At 60.3% G+C, this 18,091-nt stretch carries 17 protein-coding genes; 10 read left to right on the top strand and 7 right to left on the bottom strand.

The window, feature by feature from the left end; translation table 11 throughout:
• Window positions 1-71 precede the first annotated feature (71 nt).
• Entirely contained in the window at window positions 72-368 is a 297-nt protein-coding gene (locus ACKTSJ_RS06390) for a hypothetical protein (RefSeq protein ID WP_407898508.1), read from the top strand.
• A 7-nt stretch (window positions 369-375) separates the two neighbouring features.
• Here ACKTSJ_RS06390 and msrA read toward each other — a convergent pair whose 3' ends face one another.
• Window positions 376-873, bottom strand: a complete 498-nt coding sequence (msrA, locus tag ACKTSJ_RS06385; protein WP_407898506.1) for a peptide-methionine (S)-S-oxide reductase MsrA — start codon at window positions 871-873, stop codon at window positions 376-378.
• A 236-nt stretch (window positions 874-1,109) separates the two neighbouring features.
• Window positions 1,110-1,589 (bottom strand): SsrA-binding protein SmpB, encoded by a 480-nt coding sequence (gene smpB, locus ACKTSJ_RS06380; protein ID WP_407898604.1) that lies wholly within the window; start codon window positions 1,587-1,589, stop codon window positions 1,110-1,112.
• A gap of 37 nt (window positions 1,590-1,626) precedes the next feature.
• On the opposite strand from smpB, the gene ACKTSJ_RS06375 reads away from it, so the two are divergent.
• The 9 genes from ACKTSJ_RS06375 (at window position 1,627) to ACKTSJ_RS06335 (ending at window position 8,237) form a co-directional block, all read left to right on the top strand.
• Complete coding sequence (locus tag ACKTSJ_RS06375; RefSeq protein ID WP_407898504.1) at window positions 1,627-2,064, top strand: type II toxin-antitoxin system RatA family toxin; 438 nt, start codon at window positions 1,627-1,629, stop codon at window positions 2,062-2,064.
• The gene (locus ACKTSJ_RS06370) at window positions 2,061-2,375 is read left to right on the top strand and encodes an RnfH family protein (RefSeq protein WP_407898502.1); all 315 of its coding nucleotides are present in this window, start codon (window positions 2,061-2,063) and stop codon (window positions 2,373-2,375) included. Before ACKTSJ_RS06375 ends, ACKTSJ_RS06370 begins: the two co-directional genes overlap by 4 nt.
• 201 nt (window positions 2,376-2,576) lie before the next feature.
• Window positions 2,577-3,449 (top strand): 3',5'-nucleoside bisphosphate phosphatase, encoded by an 873-nt coding sequence (locus tag ACKTSJ_RS06365; RefSeq protein WP_407898501.1) that lies wholly within the window; start codon window positions 2,577-2,579, stop codon window positions 3,447-3,449.
• A gap of 115 nt (window positions 3,450-3,564) precedes the next feature.
• The gene (locus ACKTSJ_RS06360; protein WP_407898499.1) at window positions 3,565-4,194 is read left to right on the top strand and encodes an L-threonylcarbamoyladenylate synthase; all 630 of its coding nucleotides are present in this window, start codon (window positions 3,565-3,567) and stop codon (window positions 4,192-4,194) included.
• Complete coding sequence (locus ACKTSJ_RS06355; RefSeq protein WP_407898497.1) at window positions 4,195-4,830, top strand: site-2 protease family protein; 636 nt, start codon at window positions 4,195-4,197, stop codon at window positions 4,828-4,830.
• A gap of 15 nt (window positions 4,831-4,845) precedes the next feature.
• Window positions 4,846-6,048, top strand: a complete 1,203-nt coding sequence (locus ACKTSJ_RS06350; protein ID WP_407898495.1) for a tryptophan--tRNA ligase — start codon at window positions 4,846-4,848, stop codon at window positions 6,046-6,048.
• Between the two features lie 74 nt (window positions 6,049-6,122).
• The gene (locus tag ACKTSJ_RS06345) at window positions 6,123-6,869 is read left to right on the top strand and encodes a segregation and condensation protein A (RefSeq protein WP_407898602.1); all 747 of its coding nucleotides are present in this window, start codon (window positions 6,123-6,125) and stop codon (window positions 6,867-6,869) included.
• Window positions 6,835-7,452, top strand: a complete 618-nt coding sequence (scpB, locus tag ACKTSJ_RS06340) for an SMC-Scp complex subunit ScpB (protein ID WP_407898493.1) — start codon at window positions 6,835-6,837, stop codon at window positions 7,450-7,452. The genes ACKTSJ_RS06345 and scpB overlap by 35 nt, the downstream gene beginning before the upstream one ends.
• Window positions 7,452-8,237: a TrmH family RNA methyltransferase gene (locus ACKTSJ_RS06335; RefSeq protein ID WP_407898491.1), complete on the top strand. Its 786-nt coding sequence runs from the start codon at window positions 7,452-7,454 to the stop codon at window positions 8,235-8,237. The genes scpB and ACKTSJ_RS06335 overlap by 1 nt, the downstream gene beginning before the upstream one ends.
• A 225-nt stretch (window positions 8,238-8,462) precedes the next feature.
• Here the strand turns inward: ACKTSJ_RS06335 and ACKTSJ_RS06330 are convergent, their stop codons facing one another.
• The 5 genes from ACKTSJ_RS06330 to ACKTSJ_RS06310 form a co-directional block, all read right to left on the bottom strand.
• Window positions 8,463-9,272, bottom strand: a complete 810-nt coding sequence (locus ACKTSJ_RS06330; protein ID WP_407898489.1) for a pyruvate, water dikinase regulatory protein — start codon at window positions 9,270-9,272, stop codon at window positions 8,463-8,465.
• A 13-nt stretch (window positions 9,273-9,285) separates the two neighbouring features.
• Window positions 9,286-9,738, bottom strand: a complete 453-nt coding sequence (locus ACKTSJ_RS06325) for a bacteriohemerythrin (protein ID WP_407898487.1) — start codon at window positions 9,736-9,738, stop codon at window positions 9,286-9,288.
• Between the two features lie 14 nt (window positions 9,739-9,752).
• Complete coding sequence (locus tag ACKTSJ_RS06320) at window positions 9,753-13,604, bottom strand: EAL domain-containing protein (protein WP_407898485.1); 3,852 nt, start codon at window positions 13,602-13,604, stop codon at window positions 9,753-9,755.
• Between the two features lie 375 nt (window positions 13,605-13,979).
• Window positions 13,980-15,584 carry an NAD+ synthase gene (locus tag ACKTSJ_RS06315; RefSeq protein WP_407898483.1) on the bottom strand — a complete coding sequence of 535 codons (1,605 nt, stop codon included), beginning with the start codon at window positions 15,582-15,584 and terminating at the stop codon, window positions 13,980-13,982.
• A gap of 6 nt (window positions 15,585-15,590) precedes the next feature.
• Entirely contained in the window at window positions 15,591-17,963 is a 2,373-nt protein-coding gene (locus tag ACKTSJ_RS06310) for a DNA methyltransferase (protein WP_407898481.1), read from the bottom strand.
• Window positions 17,964-18,091 lie beyond the last annotated feature (128 nt).

Genomic DNA, 18,091 nt, shown 5'->3' with positions numbered 1-18,091 from the left:
CCGACGGGTTCTGCAAATTCGCTGTCGGACTAAAGTCCGACCCACAATAAAGCGTTTCACAGGAGCCGGAATTGGCGCAGGTCATTCACACCTGCAGGACGATGAGCATCAATAGACGAGGAAAAACGATGGGAAAACTAATCGGTATTTTTATCTTCGCCCTTGTCGGCCTCGGCGCGGGCTACGCCATTTTCGGCAAATGGGGCGGAGAATACGTCAGCCTGCAGACGCTATTCTCCTTCGGCGGGAACCGGTTGCAGGGCGCGTTCCGCTCATTGAGCGGGATCGAGGATATACGCAACAAAGTGCTGCTATGCGGCGCAGCCGGCGCGGTAGTGGGTTTGTTGCTGGCCTTCAAACGCAGATAAGTTCGATTCACTCGCCGAGGTTCATCCGGCGCCGGTAATGGCAGGTATAGCCGTGCGGGTAGCGTTGCAGGTAATCCTGATGTTCTTCCTCCGCGCGCCAGAACGCCTTGAACGGGACAACCTCGGTCACGACCGGGGCTTGCCATTCGCCCGATGCATCAACGGTATGAATGACTTCCTCTGCAGTGCGTTTCTGTTCCTCGTCCAGATAGAAGATGGCGGAACGGTATGAGCTGCCGATATCATTCCCCTGCCGGTCGGGGGTGGTCGGGTTGTGCAGGCGGAAGAACTCGAACAGCAGGTGGCGGTAGATCAGTTGATTGGGGTCAAACACCACCTTCAGTGCTTCCGCGTGGCCATTGTGATGCTCATAAGTTGCATTCGGCACATCGCCGCCGCTATAGCCCACTTCGGTTTCCAGCGCGCCCGGTATCTGGCGTACCAGTTCTTCCATGCCCCAAAAGCAGCCGCCGGCAAGATAGGCCGTTTGCGTGTGGGTGGACATATCAACTCCTTTCGCTTGTGGGTCGGACTTCAGTCCGACAGGGGCACCCGACTCACCAGCGTCCGCAATAAGCGCAATCAAGAATGCAGCACCACGCTAGTGTAGTGCCGCACTCTTAACGATACTTATTGCGAACCTTTGTGGGTCGGACTTCAGTCCGACATGTCGGGTTAAAACCCGACCCAAAAGGGCTTCCCGCACCTTGGCATAAGTTCCAGATAGCGTGCGACACTACACTAGCGCCGTTCCTTCTTGATTGCCTGCGCCGCCTCGCGTTTTGATTCGCGCTCTTTCTCGGTGGCGCGCTTGTCGTGTTCCTTCTTGCCCTTCGCCAGGCCGATCTCCAGCTTGATGCGGCTGCCCTTGAAGTGCATGTTCAGCGGCATGATGGTATAGCCCGCGCGCTGCACCTTGCCGATGAGTTTGTCGATCTCGTGCTGGTGCAGCAGCAACTTGCGCGTGCGCACCGGGTCGGGATGGATGTGGGTGGAGGCGTTCAGCAGGGGGCTGATGTGCGAGCCGAACAGATACAGCGCGCCGTCCTTGACTGTGACGTAGGCTTCCTTCAGTTGCACGCGCCCGGCGCGGATGGCTTTAACCTCCCAGCCTTCGAGCATGAGGCCGGCCTCGTGTTTTTCTTCGATGAAGTACTCGTGAAAGGCTTTTTTATTCTGAATGATGCTCATGGAAGGGTGAGTTTTGCGGTCGGTTGCGATATTCTACCAGCCTTTGATTGGCGGGCTTGGGCAAGCGATGGCTTTGGTGGAGAAAACGGTACTGGTGGCGCACAGCGCGCAACAGATGTTCGACCTGGTGGACCAGGTCGAAGCGTATCCGCAGTTCATGCCCTGGTGCGGCGGGGCGTCGGTGGACGACATGCAGGGAACGACCATGCACGCCACGCTGCACATCAATTATCACCACATCAAACAGCATTTCTCCACGGAGAACCGGCGCCTGCCGCCGCACGAGATCGACATGACCCTGCGCGACGGGCCGTTCCGCCAACTGGACGGGAGCTGGCGATTCATCCCTTTGGGCGACGAAGCCTGTAAAATACAGTTCCGGTTGCATTACGAATTTTCCAGCAAGCTGCTGGAAAAGGTGGTGGGGCCAGTATTCAGTTACATTGCCAACAGTTTTGTGGATGCTTTCATCCACCGTGCCGAAAAGGTCTATGCCGCAAAATGAACGCTGAAAAGATCAAAGTCGAACTGGTCTATGCCTTGCCGCACGAACAGACCCTGCTCAAGTTCGAGGTGCCGGCGGGCACGCGGGTCGCCGAAGCGGTGCAACTGTCCGGCATCCTGAAGAAATATCCGGAGATCGATCCGGGCAAAAGCAAGCTGGGGATCTTCGGCAAACTGACCAAGCCCGATGCCGAACTGCGCGAACTGGACAGGATCGAGATCTACCGCCCGCTGATTGCCGACCCGAAGGAAGTGCGGCGCAAGCGTGCCGAAGAGGGCAAGGTTATGAAGAAGGGCGGCGGCGATGCTTGATACCTGTGCCAAGCTACTGCGCAGCCGGATTGCGGCGTCGCGTGCTCGCTCGCTTCTGAGCGTAGCGGTCGCAGCTTCAGCTGCGGGCACCGCACGGCCTACCCCTTGCGGGTACGTCTACCTTGCACGGTATGCCTCGTCGCTCACTCCGCGGCTCCTTGCACTCCGGCTTGCTCGTCACGCTTCTCACAGGTATCAACCATGCTGAACATCGACCTGCATTGCCATTCCACCTATTCCGATGGCGCGCTGACCCCGGCCGAACTGGCCGCACGCGCGTCAGAACGCGGGGTCAAGACTTGGGCGCTGACCGACCATGATGAACTCGATGGTTTGGCCGAGGCGCGCCATGCGGCCGAGTTGCACGGCATGACGTTCATCGATGGCGTCGAGATTTCGGTGTCCTGGCGCAAACACACCCTGCACATCGTCGGCCTGAAGATCGATCCGACCTATCCGCCCCTGGTGGCGGGGCTGCAACAGGTGCGCAGCGGACGCGGCGCACGCGCGCAGAAGATGGCGGACGAACTGGCCAAGGTCGGCATTCGCGGGGTGCTGGAAGGCGCCTATCGTTTTACCACCAATCCCAACATGATCGGGCGCACCCATTTCGCGCGCCATCTGGTCGAGTCCGGCCAGTGCAAGGATGTGAAGAGCGTGTTTAACCGTTATCTGGCGCAGGGGAAACCGGGCTATGTGCCGCATCAGTGGGCCGCCTTGCCGGACGCGATTGGTTGGATAAAAGGGAGTGGTGGCATCGCCGTGCTGGCGCATCCAGGGCGCTACATGGTCGGTCGGCAAAGCATGGGCAGCAAGACCATGCGCGAGTTGCTGGCCGAATTCGTCGAATTGGGCGGCGGTGCACTGGAAGTGGTCACCGGCAGCCACACGCCCGAGCAGTACGCCGAGTTCGCGCGCTACGCACAGGAATTCGGCTTGAGCTGTTCTTGCGGTTCGGATTTTCACGGGCCGAAAGAAAGCTACCGCGATATGGGTCGTTTGCCGGATCTGCCGCTGGGCTGCCGCCCGGTCTGGGCGGACTGGGAAACATCCTCTGTGCTGAAGGCGGCCTGATGGATATGACTGATGACTTGATGGATCTTTTGATATATCCATTCCCCCACCCCCGTTCCCCCTCCCCCGAAAGGAGAGGGGTACGGTTCGCCCTCGCTACGCGAATTATTTTCTAATGGCACAGTTTTTCCAGATTCATCCCGACAATCCCAACGCGCGCCTGGTCCGCCAGGCGGCGACGCTGTTGCGCGAGGGCGCGGTGATTGTCTATCCCACCGATTCCGGCTACGCGCTGGGCTGCCATCTGGAGGACAAGGACGCGGTCACGCGCATCCGCCAGATTCGCGCCCTGGACGAGCAGCACCATCTCACCCTGGTCTGCCGCGACCTGTCGGAACTGGCCAACTATGCGCGGGTGGACAATGTGCAGTTCCGCCTGCTCAAGAACAACACGCCCGGTGCCTACACCTTCATCTTGGCGGCCACCAAGGAAGTGCCGCGCCGCCTGCAACACCCGAAACGCAGCACGATCGGGGTGCGCATTCCGGATCATCCGGTGGCGCTGGCGCTGCTGCAGGAATTGGGCGAACCGCTGTTGAGTTCCACCCTGATCCTGCCCGGGGCCGATTTTCCGCTGGCCGATGTGGACGAGATTCGCGCCGCGCTCGAACAAAAAGTCGATCTCGTCATCGAGGGCGGCGTGGTCGGTATCGAACCGACCACCGTGATCGACCTGACCGGAGCCTCGCCGCAGTTGCTGCGTGCCGGTCGCGGTGACGTGACCCCGTTTGGAATTGAGAGCTAGATGGACCATCTGATCCAGTTGATCGCGGTCGCGGCGATCCCCATCCTGTTCGCCATCACCCTGCACGAAGCGGCGCACGGCTATGTGGCGCGCCATTTCGGCGACATGACGGCGTATCAGGCGGGGCGCATCTCGCTCAATCCGCTGCGTCACATCGACCCGGTCGGCACCATTCTGTTGCCGCTGCTGACGCTGGCGCTGGGGGGCATCCTGTTCGGCTGGGCCAAGCCGGTGCCGGTCAATTTTTCCGCCTTGCGCCAGCCCAAGCAGGACATGCTGTGGGTCGCGCTCGCGGGGCCGGGCTCGAACCTGCTGATGGCCCTGTTGTGGGCGCTGATGATCAAACTGGTGTGGCTGTTTCCGGGGAGTTATTTTTCCGAACCGCTGCTGGAGATGGCGCAGATCGGCATCAAGATCAATGTGATCCTGATGGTGCTCAACCTGCTCCCCTTGCCGCCGCTGGACGGCGGACGCGTCGCGGTCAGCCTGCTGCCGCATCGCCAGGCGTACCAGTTATCGCGCATCGAGCCCTACGGCCTGTTCATCCTGATCGGGCTGGCGCTCACGCCGCTGCTGGGCTGGATCATCACGCCGCTGTTTGGCGCGGTTATGAATTTCATTAACCTAATCTTGTGAAGGTGAAGTCGAACCATGTTTGCTGATCGCGTGTTATCCGGGATGCGTCCCACCGGCAGTCTGCATCTGGGGCATTACCACGGCGTGCTGAAAAACTGGGTGCGCATGCAGCACGAGTACGAATGCCTTTTCTTCGTCGCCGACTGGCACGCGCTGACCACCCACTACGACACGCCGCAGATCATCGAGCAAAGCGTGTGGGACATGGTGATCGACTGGCTGGCGGCGGGCGTCGATCCGGCGCACGCCACGCTGTTCATCCAGTCGCGCGTGCCGGAACACGCCGAGCTGCATCTGCTGCTGTCGATGATCACCCCGCTGGGCTGGCTGGAGCGCGTGCCGACCTACAAGGACCAGCAGGAAAAACTGACCGAGAAGGACCTGGCCACCTACGGCTTCCTCGGCTATCCGCTGTTGCAGAGTGCCGACATCCTCATCTACCGCGCCACCCAGGTGCCGGTGGGGGAAGACCAGGTGCCGCACATCGAATTCACGCGCGAAATCGCGCGCCGCTTCAACCACATCTATGGCCGCGAACCGGGTTTCGAGGAAAAAGCGCAGGCCGCCGTGAAAAAACTCGGCGGCAAAAAAGGCCGCCTGTATGCCGAGCTGCGCACCCGCTTCCAGGAGCAGGGCGACGACGAGGCGCTGGAGTCAGCCAAGGCGCTGCTGGACGAGCAGCAAAGCCTGAGCCACGGCGACCGCGAGCGTCTGTTCGGTTACCTCGAAGGCGGCGGCAAGATGATCCTGTCCGAGCCGCAGGCGATGCTGACCGCAGCTTCGAAGATGCCGGGGCTGGACGGGCAGAAGATGTCCAAATCCTACAACAACACGATCAGCCTGCGCGAAGACGAGGCGGAAGTGGCGAAGAAGATCAGGACCATGCCGACCGATCCGGCCCGCATCCGCCGCACCGACGCCGGTGAGCCGGACAAATGCCCGGTGTGGCAATTGCATCATGTGTATTCGAATGATGCGACCAAGCAATGGGTGCAGCAGGGTTGCCGCAGTGCGGGCATCGGTTGCATCGAATGCAAGCAGCCGGTGATCGATGGGGTGCTGGCGGAGCAACGCCCGATGCGCGAACGCGCCCAGCTCTATCTGGACGACCCCGGTCTGGTACGCAACATCATCGCCGACGGTTGCGAGAAAGCGCGCAAGCTGGCGCAGGACACCATGCGCGATGTGCGCGAAGTGATGGGGCTGGAGTACAAGTGAGCGATCTGTTGCGCCAGGGCGATCTGCCCATCACGCCGCCGGTGGCCTACATCCACGGCCAGCCGCTGGCGGAGATGCCGCAGGATCTGTACATCCCGCCGGATGCGCTGGAAGTGGCGCTGGAATCGTTCCAGGGCCCGCTCGATCTCCTGCTCTACCTGATCCGCCGCCACAACCTGGACCCGCTCGACATCCCGATGGCGCAGTTGACGTTGCAATACATCGGCTATATCGAAGCGATGCGGCAGAATCGCATGGAACTGGCGGCCGAATATCTGCTGATGGCGGCGGTGCTGATCGAGATCAAGTCGCGCATGTTGTTGCCGCGTCCGCCCAAGGAAAATGGCGAAGAGAGCGAGGAGGACCCGCGCGTCGAACTGATGCGGCGCCTGCTCGAATACGAACAGATGAAACTGGCCGCGCACAAGCTGAACGAGCTGCCGCAGGCCGGGCGCGACTTCGAACTGGTGCAGGTGCTGATCGAGCGCACGGTGGTTGAACGCCTGCCCAGCGTCAGCATCGAAGATTTGCAAAATGCCTGGCTCGCGCTGCTCACCCGCGCCAAGGTGAACGCGAGCCATACCGTGCGCCGCGAAGAACTCACCGTGCGCGAACAGATGACCAAGGTGCTGCGTCAGTTGCGCCATTGCGACTTTGTTCCGTTCGAACAGTTGTTCGCTGCGGATGCCGGCATCCCGCTGCTGGTCGTCACCTTCATCGCCATTCTGGAGTTGGCGAAAGAGTCGCTGATCGAGATCACACAAACCGAATCGTTGGGGAACATCTATGTCAGAACCAGTCGAGCCCTCACTGCCGAATGAAACCGCACACGCTCTGGCCGTGGCCGAGCCGGACATCGATCTGGCGTTGCTCCGGCGCGTCATCGAGGCCGCCTTGCTCACCGCAGAGGAGCCGCTCGCGCTGGCCGAACTGAAACGGTTGAGCGAGGTGCCGCTGGAGAACCGGCAGATCGAGGAATGCCTGCAACAGATCGCCGAAAGCTATGCCGACAGCGGGGTGGAACTGACCCGGGTGGCCAGCGGCTGGCGCTTCCGCGCGCGCCCCGAGTTGCAAGGCTATCTTGACCGCCTCAACCCGCAGAAGCCGCCGCGCTACTCGCGCGCCGTGATGGAAACGCTCGCCATCATCGCCTACCGCCAGCCGGTCACGCGCGGCGACATCGAAGAGATCCGCGGGGTCGCGGTGTCTTCGCAGATTCTCAAGACACTGGAAGGACGCGCCTGGATCGAAGTGATCGGCACCCGCGACACGCCGGGCAAGCCGGAGTTGTTCGCCACCACCCAGCAACTGCTGGACGACCTCAACCTGCGTTCGCTGAACGAATTGCCCGCGCTGGAAGAAATGGGCAGCCTGATTGACCAGAGCGGGCAAGACCGCGACTGATGTCCGCCGGCAAGCGCCTCACCTCGCGCGATAATCCCTTCTTCAAGTCACTGCGCAAACTGGCCGAGTCATCGCGCGCCCGGCGCGAAGCGGGACAGACGCTGCTCGACGGCCCCCATCTGCTGCGCGCCTGGCTGGATGCCGGACAACGCCCGAAGCATCTGCTGCTGAACGACCGCGCGCTGCAGGATGCGGAAATCGCCGGACTGCTGCCGCGCTGTGCCGACATTCCGCACACCGTGTTTGACGATGCGCTCTTCGTCCAGCTTTCCGAACTCAAGACCCCGAACGGATTGCTTGCCCTTGTCGCCATCCCGCAACCCGCCCTTGCGGCGGCCCACAGCCAGTTCGTTTTGCTGCTGGAAGACCTCCAGGACCCTGGCAATCTCGGCTCCATATTGCGCAGTGCGGCGGCGGCGGGGTGCGATGCCGTGTTTTTGTCGCCGGGCTGTGCCGATGCGTGGTCGCCCAAAGTATTGCGCGCCGGCATGGGCGGGCATGTTTGCCTGAACATTCACGAGCATGCTGACCTTCTTCAAATCTCCCGCACATTCACCGGCAAGCTGCTCGCAGCCTCGTTGCAGGCGGATCACTCGCTCTACACCTGCAACTTGCGCGGAAAAATCGGCTTCGCGATCGGCAACGAAGGGGCCGGGTTGTCGCCGGCGTTGCAGCAAGCCGTGCAGGAAAGCTTCATCATTCCCATGCCGGGCCGGGTCGAATCGCTGAATGCAGCCGCCGCCACGGCGGTGTGCCTGTTCGAGACACTGCGTCAGCGGAGGTAGCGCAGAATTCATCGACCTCCGGATTTTCCGGAGAATGAATTCAACCCCTTGTCGGGTTGAAACCCGACCCACGGGGGGCAGCGGGGGTTTGTGGGTCGGACTTCAGTCCGACAAGGCAGGATGAATTCGAACCCCATGTCGGGTTGAAACCCGACCCACAGGAAACTGCGGCGGTTTGTGGGGGAACAGCGGGGGTTTGTGGGTCGGACTTCAGTCCGATGCCGTTTAGCGTTTCAGTCCGGTCTGGTGGAGCAGGGTGGTGGCGATCTCCTCCACCGATATGGTGGTGACATCCAGCATCGGAATGTTTGCGCTGCGCATCAATGCTTCGGCCTGTTGTATCTCCTTGCGGCAATTCTCCAGCGCGGCATAGCGGCTGTTCGGCATGCGTTCGGCGCGGATTTGCGCCAGGCGTTCCGGGCGAATGGTCAGTCCGCGCACCTTGGCGAGCAGCGGTTTGAGTGCGGTCGGCAACGAATGCTTCTCGAAATCTTCCGGCACCAGCGGATAGTTGGCGGCAAAGATGCCGAATTGCAGCGCCAGGTAAAGCGAGGTCGGCGATTTGCCGGAGCGCGACACGCCGACCAGGATGATCTGTGCCCGTTCCAGGTCGCGCGAGATGCCGCCGTCGTCGTGGTTGAGCGCGTAGTTCACCGCGTCCATGCGCTCGTTGTAATGCATCCCGGTCTCGTGCGGGCGGCCCACCGCATGCGAGGATTGCATGCCCAGCTCGTTCTCGATGGGCACGATGAAGCGCTCGAACAAGTCGAGAATCAGGGCGTTGGATTTCTCCAGGATGGCATGGATCTCCGCCACGATCAGCGTGCTGAACACAATCGGGCGCTGCCCGTCCTGCATCGCCGCCTCGTTGATGCGCTTGACCGCCGCGTGCGCCTTGTCGATCGAATCCACGAAGGGCAGGGTGATCTGGTTGAACTCGACCCCGTCGAACTGGCTCAGCATGCTGCGCCCCAGCTTTTCCACAGTGATGCCGGTGCGGTCGGAAACAAAGAATGCGGTGCGATGTTTGCCCATGATTTTTCCGATGCTATGCAGACTTTCCCGACAGCAGATACTCCGCATACAGGTTCTCGCCGATCGGGCGCTGGTCGCTGTTGCGGTCGTACTCCGCGATCTTCAGGTCTTCGTGCACGACATGGCCGACCAGCCATTTGTTCAGGAAGAACAGCAGGTCCTCCGGGAATTCTTTGTGGTGCGCGATTTTGGCGATCGCCATGTCCAGTTGCGCCAGCAGGTCGCTGTGGATCAGCGAGTGTTCGTCCACCCCGGGGTAACCGATCTCGTGCATCAGGTTCTCTTCGCTGACGAAGTGGAACTCGGTGAATTTCCGCAATTCCAGCATCACGAAGCGCAGGGTCTGTTCCGTGGCCCGGGTCTTGATGGCGATGTCCAGCTTGCGGCACAACAGCACCAGGATGCGGTGCTGGGTGTCGATCAGATCGTTGCCGAGTTCCAGTTCTTTTTCCCAGTGGATATACATGACGGTCTCCGAATCTATGACTGCTTGCGCACAAAATCCTCGAACGGCCCGGCCGGCAGCGGCTTGCTGAAATAATACCCCTGCACTTCGTCGCATCCCTGCAAGCGCAGGAACGCCAGTTGGCCTGAGCTTTCCACGCCTTCCGCGATGGTCTGCATGCCGAGGCTGCTGCCCAGATTGATGATGGCGGTCACAATGGCCTTGTCGTCCGTGTCCGAGGTGATGTCGCGCACGAAGGACTGGTCGATCTTCAGCTTGTACACCTTGAACCGCTTGAGGTAGCTCAACGAGGAATAGCCGGTGCCGAAATCGTCGATCGACATGCGGATGTCGCGTGCATACAGTTGGTCCATCATTTCGACCGCGCCCTGCGGGTCATCCATGGCCACCGCTTCGGTCAGTTCCAGTTCCAGATATTCGTGCGGCAGTCCGGCCTCGTCCAGAATCGCGGTGATGCGGTCCGGCAGCTCGGGCTGGCGGAACTGGATGGCGGACAGGTTCACCGCGATCACCAGCGGCGGCAGACCGCGCTCCTGCCAGGTCTTTGCCTGCTGCACCGCGGTGCGCAACACCCATTCGCCGATGGCGATGATCTGCCCGCTGTCTTCGGCGATGGGAATGAATTCGGCGGGCGAGATCTGGCCCAGCTCGGGATGTTGCCAGCGCAGCAAGGCCTCCGCCCCGAGGATATGGCCGTCGCTCATCGCCACCTGGGGTTGGTAGTACACCTGCAATTCGTTGCGCGCCAGCGCGTGGTGCAAGGCGCTCACCAGTTGCAGGTTGCGCTCCGAATGGGCCTGCATCTCGGTGGTGAAGAAACAAAAATCGTTGCGGCTGCCGTGCTTGACCCGGTACATCGCGGTGTCCGCCTTCTTCAGCAATTCCTCGAACGATTCGCCATCGCTGGGGTAGAGCGCAATGCCGATCGATGGAGTGCCGTTCAGTTCGTGATTGTCGATCACGCAGGGTTGGGAGATGGCCTCGATCAGTTTGTTGGCCACGATGGCCGCGCCGTCCGCATCCGTGCCCGGGAAAACCAGGATGAATTCGTCCCCGCCCAGGCGCGATACGGTGTCTTCCTCGCGCACGCAGGATTTGAGGCGTTTTGCAATTTCCACCAGGAACAGGTCGCCGATGCTGTGCCCCAGCGTATCGTTGATGTTCTTGAAATGGTCGAGATCGAGGAACATGACGGCCATCGATTCGCCGCTGCGCTGCGCCAGGCTGAGCGCATAGCTGAAGCGCTCGTTCAACTGGCCGCGGTTGGGCAGGCCGGTCAACTGGTCGAAGTGCGCCAGTTGCTGAATGCGGGCTTCGGCCGCTTTCTTCTCGGTGATGTTTTCCTTGATCGCCAGATAGTTGAGGACCTTGCCGTCGGCCTGGTGCACCGGCGCGATCATGGCCGCTTCGATGTACTCGGTGCCGTCCTTGCGCTTGTTGATCAGTTCGCCGCGCCATGCCCGGCCTGCCGTCAGGTGTGCCCACATGTCGTCGTAGGTCGCTTGCGGCGTTTTCCCGGAATGCAGGACGCGCGGATTCTGGCCGATGACTTCTTCCGGCGCATAGCCGGTCACTTCGGTGAACATCCGGTTCACGTATTCGATGTTGGCCTCAAGGTCGGTGATGACGATGGTGTTCGGGCTTTGCTCCACCGCTAGCGAGAGTTTGCGCAGCAAGGTTTCCGTTTGTTTTTTGGCCGAAATATCCTCGACCACCGAAACGAAATATTTGGGCGTCCCATCGCTGTCGCGCACCAGCGACACGGTCAGGTTGACCCAGACCACCTCGCCCGATTTGCGCAGGTAACGTTTTTCCATGCTGTAGTTTTGGAGGCTGCCGGCCAGCATCTGCCGCACGTAAGCCAGATCGAGGTCCAGGTCGTCCGGGTGGGTGATGTCCTGAAAAGTCTGTTGCAGCAATTCTTCCCGGCTATAGCCGACGATGTCGGCGATCTTTTGATTCACCTCCAGCCATTTCCCGTCCGGCGCCACGCGCGCAATGCCCACCGCAGCCTGGTCAAAAGCGGCACGGTAGCGCTCCTCGCTTTCGGCCAGGTCGCGCTTGATCTGTGCTCGTTCCGCCTCATCCGCAAAACGGTCCAGCGCATAACTGATGTCCATCGCCATTTCGAGCAGCAGGTTGCGCGCGGCTTCGTCGAACGCATTGCACTGATCCGCATACAGCGTCAGCGCGCCGGCAACTTCCCCTTTGCGATGCAAGGGGAGCGAGGCGGATGCGGCCCAGCCGTAACGGGCGCCGCGCTCGTGCCACGCCGCGGTGACGGGGTCGTGCTGGAAGTCCTGGCACCAGAACGGGCGATCCTCGCGCAGGGACGTGCCGGTGGGGCCGCGCCCGCCGGGTACGCTGTCGTCGCTCGAAAGCTCGATGCCTTCCAGATATTCGATCCCGGCGCCGAAGGCGGCGACCGGCTGCACTTTTTTGCTGACCGGGTCCAGCAGGCCGATCCATGCCATCGTCATCCCGCCAAAATTGACGGCATCGCGGCAGATGACCGGGAACAGTTCTTTCTCATCCGCGCAGCGCACGATGGCCTGGTTGCACTGGCTCAAGGCGGCATACAGTTTGGACAGCTTTTGCACGTTCAGTTCGGCCAGCTTGCGGGCCGTGATGTCGTGCGACAGGACGATGAAGCGCGGGACTTCTCCCGCCTGAAAGGGTTTGCGCGAGACGGAAAGTTCGAACCAGTGTTTGCTGTCGGCCAGCTCCAGCGCGTATTGCCTGCCGTGGGAATAACCGGCGTCATTGGCTTCGTGCAGGGCGGACATACCGGTTTCGGCAACGTCCGGCGGCATGACTTCGGCCAGTCTTTTGCCCAGAAACACGCTGGCCGGCGTTGCCAATAAATCCGTGCGCGGCGAATGGTAAGCCAGGAATCGGCCGTACAAATCCATCTCGAAAAACAGGTCGGGCAGGGCGTCCAGCGTGACTTGCAACTGGTCGCGTGTCGCCTTTAGCGCAGCGGTGCGTTGCCGGACCAGTTGGCGCATCAATAGCGTGATCCCCAGCAAAAAAAAGATGGCGATGGCGGCGATAGTCAGGCCATACAGCAGATTGCGATGCAGTGGATTGTTCAGGCTTTGTCCCATCCACTTATTTTCCAATGCCTGCCGTTCAGTCCCGGTGAACTGGGTAAAGCCGCGCTCGACCAGATCTTGTGTTGCGACATCTCCCTTGTGCACGGCACGATGGAACTCGCCGGTGTAAAGCGTGAATGCCTTGCGAAATTTGTCATCCATGCGCTCGCGCATGATCAGGTAATTGGCGGGCGGCTCATCCATGCAGAACAGATTGATCTGCCGCGCAATCGCTGCCCGAATAATCGTCTCGTAGCTTGGAAAGGTTTGCAGATGGAGAATCTTCTCGGCTCGGAGTCGATCCACACAGGCATCGCCGGCTTTGACGCCCACCAGAAAATCGCGTGCCCCATCGATATCCTCAATGCCGGTGAGATTGGCATGCGTAAAAATGGCTACGGGGAGTGAGGCATAGGCCGGTCCGAAATCGAGTGTCTGTTCACGTTGTGGCGTTCGGAAAATGGTATCGATGACGTCCGCACGACCCTCTGCCATGTTTTTTTGTGCCGTTTCCCAGTCGCTGACGATGAGCTCGACATGCACTCCCGTCTTTTTTTCCCAAAGTTGCCAGGCATCCACCAGATAACCTTCCGGGGAACCGTCCGCTTCGCGCATGATGTAAGGGGGGTAATTGTCATCCAGCGCCACACGCAGGGTTTGCCGACTCGCAGCCGGTTCGGCGGGATACGCTGATGTTAATGGCTGCACGAGCGCAGCGATCCCGCAGAACACCAGCACGACACGGCGTGCAGGTTGCGATAGGTGGGTCAATTTAATTTCCGTAGTTAGGTGCGATAAAGCCGCATACATAATTAAACCTCACTGATGATAACGGCTGGAATAATAAAAACTTGAGTTCTGCTATCCGTTCCTCTCTTATATTTTACATAATATACATTATGCGACAAACAATTCCGGCCAGGATCAGCATAAACTCTTTGCACCGGCCACGCGAATCAGGAATATCGGGTATGCGATTGATTCAGAATCAGGCAAGACTACAAGGCTAATTGTTCAGCTTGCCCCTGCCGCTGGATCAATTCGAAACCCTGCTGCAACAACCGCCCGCATCAACCGAAAGAATTGCTGTGACGCTTCCTACCCAGCTTGAGCGGAAGTTGTGAGGTGGGCAAATACCGGGCTGGCTCAATACTCGTCCTGATAGCGCACCGTGATCGGATAGCGCCAATCCTTGCCGAAGCCGCGATCGGTGATGCGGATGCCCACCGGTGATTGGCGCCGCTTGTATTCGGCAATGCGGATGAGCTTCACCACCCGCCGCACATCCTGCTCTGCATAGCCTATCGCCACAATCTGGCCGATGCTCATGTTCTTCTCGACATAGCAGGCCATGATCGCATCCAGCACATCGTACGGCGGCAGGCTGTCCTGGTCGGTCTGGTCCGGCTTCAGTTCGGCGCTGGGCGGGCGCGTGATGATGCGTTCTGGAATCACCCGTCCCTGCGTGTTGCGCCAGTTAGCCAGCCGATACACCCAGGTCTTGCTCACATCCTTGAGCACCGCGAAACCGCCCGCCATGTCACCGTACAGCGTGGCATAGCCCACGGTCATCTCGGACTTGTTGCCGGTGGTCAGCACCAGCGCGCCGGTCTTGTTGGACAGCGCCATGAGCAACGTACCGCGGATGCGCGCCTGCAGATTCTCTTCGGTAGTATCGGTTGGCAATCCTTTGAACACTGGCGACAGCGTGCCCTGCAACGCGGTGAAGGTGGGCAGGATGTCCAGTTCTTCATATTTCACGCCGAGCAATTTCACCATCTCGCGCGAGTCGGCTATGCTGATCTGCGCCGTGTAGGGCGACGGCATCATCACCGCGCGCACCTTGTCCGCGCCCAGCGCATCCACCGCCACGGCCAGCGTCAGCGCGGAATCGATGCCGCCGGACAGCCCCAGCAGCACCCCGGGGAAACGGTTCTTGCCGATGTAGTCGCGCACGCCGAGACACAGCGCGCGGTAGATGCTGGCCTCATCCTGCGCCACCGCTTCGCATGTTCCGGCAACCAGCTTCCCCTCCTGCAATTCGACCAGGCCGAGGCATTCGTCGAAGGCGGGAAACTGGTGCGTCAAGGCGCCTGCGCTATCCATGGCAAAGGATGCGCCATCGAACACCAGCTCGTCCTGCCCGCCCACCAGGTTGGCGTAGATCACCGCGAGGCCGGTTTCGCCGATACGGTCGCGGATGGTTTCGTAGCGGGTCGCCTGCTTGTCCAAATGATAGGGCGAGGCGTTCAGCACCAGCAGCACCTGCGCGCCCGCCTCGCGCGCTTTCTGCGCGGCCTGTTCTTCCCAGATGTCGGCACAGATGTTGATGCCGAATTGCACCCCCTCCAGCTCGAACAGGCAGGGTTTGTTGCCCTTCTTGAAGTAGCGCACTTCATCGAACACGCTGTGGTTAGGCAGTTCGTGCTTGAGGTAGGTGGCGGCGATCCTGCCGTCGCGCAGAATGGAGGCGGCGTTGAAATGATCCTTGCCCACCTGGTGCGGGTGGCCGACGATCAGGATGATGTCACGTGCCTGCTGTGCCAATTCGTGCAGTGCGGCGGCGCACGCCCGATAAAACCCGTCGCGCAGTAGCAGGTCTTCCGGCGGATAACCGCACAGACTCATCTCCGGCGTGAGCAGGATGGCCGCCCCCTGCTCCCGGGCGCGCTGCGCATAGTCGGCAATCTTCGCGGCGTTGCCCGCGAGGTCACCCAGCAGACAGTTGAATTGGGCGATGGCGATTTTCATAAGTTCTTATCCTGCGTTCACCGGCACCAGCACCATCGTGTCGTTGCCGAAGATGTCGATGACTTTCACCGCCACAGTATAGCGACCCGCTTGGGTGTAAGTGTGCGGTGCAGAGAGGAATTCCAGGTCGCGGTTTTTGCGGGTGCGGAAGCTTTGCCATTCGTTCTCGAAGATGTAGCTGCCGGTCCAGCGCTCCTCGAATTCTCCCTCACCCTCAATCCCTCTCCCGGAGGGAGAGGGAAGATTATTGCTCCCCTCTCCCTCCGGGAGAGGGGCTGGGGGTGAGGGCTGTGAGCCGTCCACGCCACTGCCCACCGCCACCTTGATGATTTCCTTGCGGCTCATGTAATCGAAGTCCACCGCCCAGTAGTCCACCCAGTCGGCCCAGCGTTTGGTGAGCGTCTCGCGGGTGACAACGCCTTCCTTGTTTTTGCTCACCTTGATGAGCTGGCCTTGTTCGCACACGACCTGGCTTTTGCCGTCCTTCATGCTCGCGGCGGCGGCTTCCGCCGCGCCCTGGGTGTAGTAGACGGAGAAGTCGGTCAGTTCGATCTGCAACGTGAACTTGTCTTTTTTGTGGTAACGCGGCGTGGCCTCGATGAAGCTGATGTCGAAAAACACCACTTGGCCTTTTTCAACCGCGCGCTTGTCGAACACTTCGGGCGGAATCTGCTTCGGCGTGAGGTCGATGCCCTTTTGCTTCGCCTCTTCCAGCACGGCGGGGAACAAACCCATTTCGAACTCGAAAGCGAGCATGTCCACGCGCGAAGCGCCGCGCTTGCGGCATTCGGTGATGACTTCCTCCACGAACAGCCGCCCCACGGGCAAGTTGATCGGGCCGATCACTACCAGCCGACCCGCGTTCTTGCCGTGAAAAAAAGGCTCGCCCTCCAGCGGCTCGGCACGATACGCGCGCAGGATCAGGTCGCGGAACTCGCGTTCCTTCTGCGCCAGCGCCTGTTCCTTCTGCGCGCCGGTCAGGCGGCCGCCGACGTTGAGGTAAGCCTGACGTTCGTAGCGACCAAGGTTCAGCACCTCGAAGGCGCGGAACGGTTTGCCGGACTCCTTCAACTCGCGCTGCACGCCGATCAAGCTCTTGCGCGTGGTGTGGATGCCGAACTTGCCGAGGTCGGTGCAGATCCACGTGCGCCCCAGCTTCTCCGCGACCGCCGCCGTGGTGCCGGAGCCGCAGAAGAAATCGGCGACGAGATCGCCTTCGTTGCTACTGGCTTTGATAATGCGTTCGAGCAGGGCTTCGGGTTTTTGGGTGTTGTAGCCAGTGGCTTCCTCACGATGCCAAGAACGCACTGGCTGAACATCGTCCCAAAGGTCTGAAGCCGGCATTCCTGCCGCGTCATCCAAAAATCGCTTCAATCGAGGAACGCCATTGCGTGTCCAGAAAATTCGATTTTCTCGGAGAGCCTTGTCAATACCCGTTTGGTCATACATCCAGTGGCGACTGGGCGGTGGGGCAATCTCGCCACGTTCGCCAAAATGGCGCGGTGGCCCCCCGCCTGCGCCAGACAAATCGCCTGACATGAACTTTCGTCCGTTGGTATCGGTGTATCGGTAATACGATTCGATGTAATCCTCGTCGTAGGCTTGCAAGACGTTGTTTCGTTTTGCCTCTGCGTTCGTGTAATACCAAATCGTGTCATGCACCGAGCCGTAAGATTTTGCGTCGGAATGTCCCGTTGTTCGCTTCCAGATAATTTCATTTCCAAAAGCTGACGGACCGAACACTTCATCCAAACAACAACGAATGTGTGGCGTTACCCGCCAATCGCAATGCACGTAGATGCTTCCCTCCTCGTGCATCAAATCCCGCATCAAGATCAGCCGCTCGTAAATCATCGAAATGAACGAATCCGCCCCGCGTCCCCAGGTGTCGCGGTAGGCGATCTGCTCCAGCAGGTTGGGTTCCTTGTGGAAGGTCTCGCCGCCGATCTCGATGTCCATGGAAAAGTCGGCACCGACGTCGAACGGCGGGTCGATGTAGATAAGCTTCAAGCCGCCCGCGTCCTCGATCTGGCGGCGCAGCGCGCCGCTCTTGAGCGAGGACAGAATCAGCTTGTTGTCGCCCCAGATCAGCTTGTTGGTCCAGCCCTTGAGCTGGCGTCCGCGCGTGTCGAACAGGCTGCCCTGGATTTCCGGCGCGGCCTTGCGCGGTTCGTCCACATGCTCCAGCGACTGGAACGGCAACACGGTGGTGCACACGTCGCGGCTCTTGCCGTTCCACACCAGCTCCACCTCGCGCTTGTCCTCGAACAGGATGAAGCGGTATTTCTCCGGCAGCGGTTTGCCCTGCTGGATGAGCTGGGTCAGGTCGCGCTTCTCGGCGTCGGAAAGTTCGTAGGCTTCTTTGCTTGGTTTGGCCATAACTTATGAGTGTCTCCCACTAGTGTCCGGTTAAATACGATCCCATGACTCTGGAACCCTTATTTGATGCTGCATTTGGAGATTTTTATAGTGTCTCCGACTTGAACGGCGAACAGTCCTTCGTGCAA

The sequence above is a fragment of the Ferrigenium sp. UT5 genome, from assembly GCF_045866295.1.
Taxonomy (GTDB): domain Bacteria; phylum Pseudomonadota; class Gammaproteobacteria; order Burkholderiales; family Gallionellaceae; genus Sideroxyarcus.
The sequence above is the reverse complement of the archived record's forward strand: the minus strand, read 5'-3'. Positions and strand labels throughout refer to the sequence as shown.

Excerpts from the sequence above, each read along its gene's own strand:
- msrA (WP_407898506.1), bottom strand. The coding sequence starts at position 873 with ATGTCCACCCACACGCAAACGGCCTATCTTGCCGGCGGCTGCTTTTGG.
- ACKTSJ_RS06375 (WP_407898504.1), top strand. The coding sequence starts at position 1,627 with ATGGCTTTGGTGGAGAAAACGGTACTGGTGGCGCACAGCGCGCAACAG.
- ACKTSJ_RS06370 (WP_407898502.1), top strand. The coding sequence starts at position 2,061 with ATGAACGCTGAAAAGATCAAAGTCGAACTGGTCTATGCCTTGCCGCAC.
- ACKTSJ_RS06365 (WP_407898501.1), top strand. The coding sequence starts at position 2,577 with ATGCTGAACATCGACCTGCATTGCCATTCCACCTATTCCGATGGCGCG.
- ACKTSJ_RS06360 (WP_407898499.1), top strand. The coding sequence starts at position 3,565 with ATGGCACAGTTTTTCCAGATTCATCCCGACAATCCCAACGCGCGCCTG.
- ACKTSJ_RS06355 (WP_407898497.1), top strand. The coding sequence starts at position 4,195 with ATGGACCATCTGATCCAGTTGATCGCGGTCGCGGCGATCCCCATCCTG.
- ACKTSJ_RS06350 (WP_407898495.1), top strand. The coding sequence starts at position 4,846 with ATGTTTGCTGATCGCGTGTTATCCGGGATGCGTCCCACCGGCAGTCTG.
- ACKTSJ_RS06345 (WP_407898602.1), top strand. The coding sequence starts at position 6,123 with ATGCCGCAGGATCTGTACATCCCGCCGGATGCGCTGGAAGTGGCGCTG.
- scpB (WP_407898493.1), top strand. The coding sequence starts at position 6,835 with ATGTCAGAACCAGTCGAGCCCTCACTGCCGAATGAAACCGCACACGCT.
- ACKTSJ_RS06335 (WP_407898491.1), top strand. The coding sequence starts at position 7,452 with ATGTCCGCCGGCAAGCGCCTCACCTCGCGCGATAATCCCTTCTTCAAG.
- ACKTSJ_RS06330 (WP_407898489.1), bottom strand. The coding sequence starts at position 9,272 with ATGGGCAAACATCGCACCGCATTCTTTGTTTCCGACCGCACCGGCATC.
- ACKTSJ_RS06325 (WP_407898487.1), bottom strand. The coding sequence starts at position 9,738 with ATGTATATCCACTGGGAAAAAGAACTGGAACTCGGCAACGATCTGATC.
- ACKTSJ_RS06315 (WP_407898483.1), bottom strand. The coding sequence starts at position 15,584 with ATGAAAATCGCCATCGCCCAATTCAACTGTCTGCTGGGTGACCTCGCG.
- ACKTSJ_RS06310 (WP_407898481.1), bottom strand. The coding sequence starts at position 17,963 with ATGGCCAAACCAAGCAAAGAAGCCTACGAACTTTCCGACGCCGAGAAG.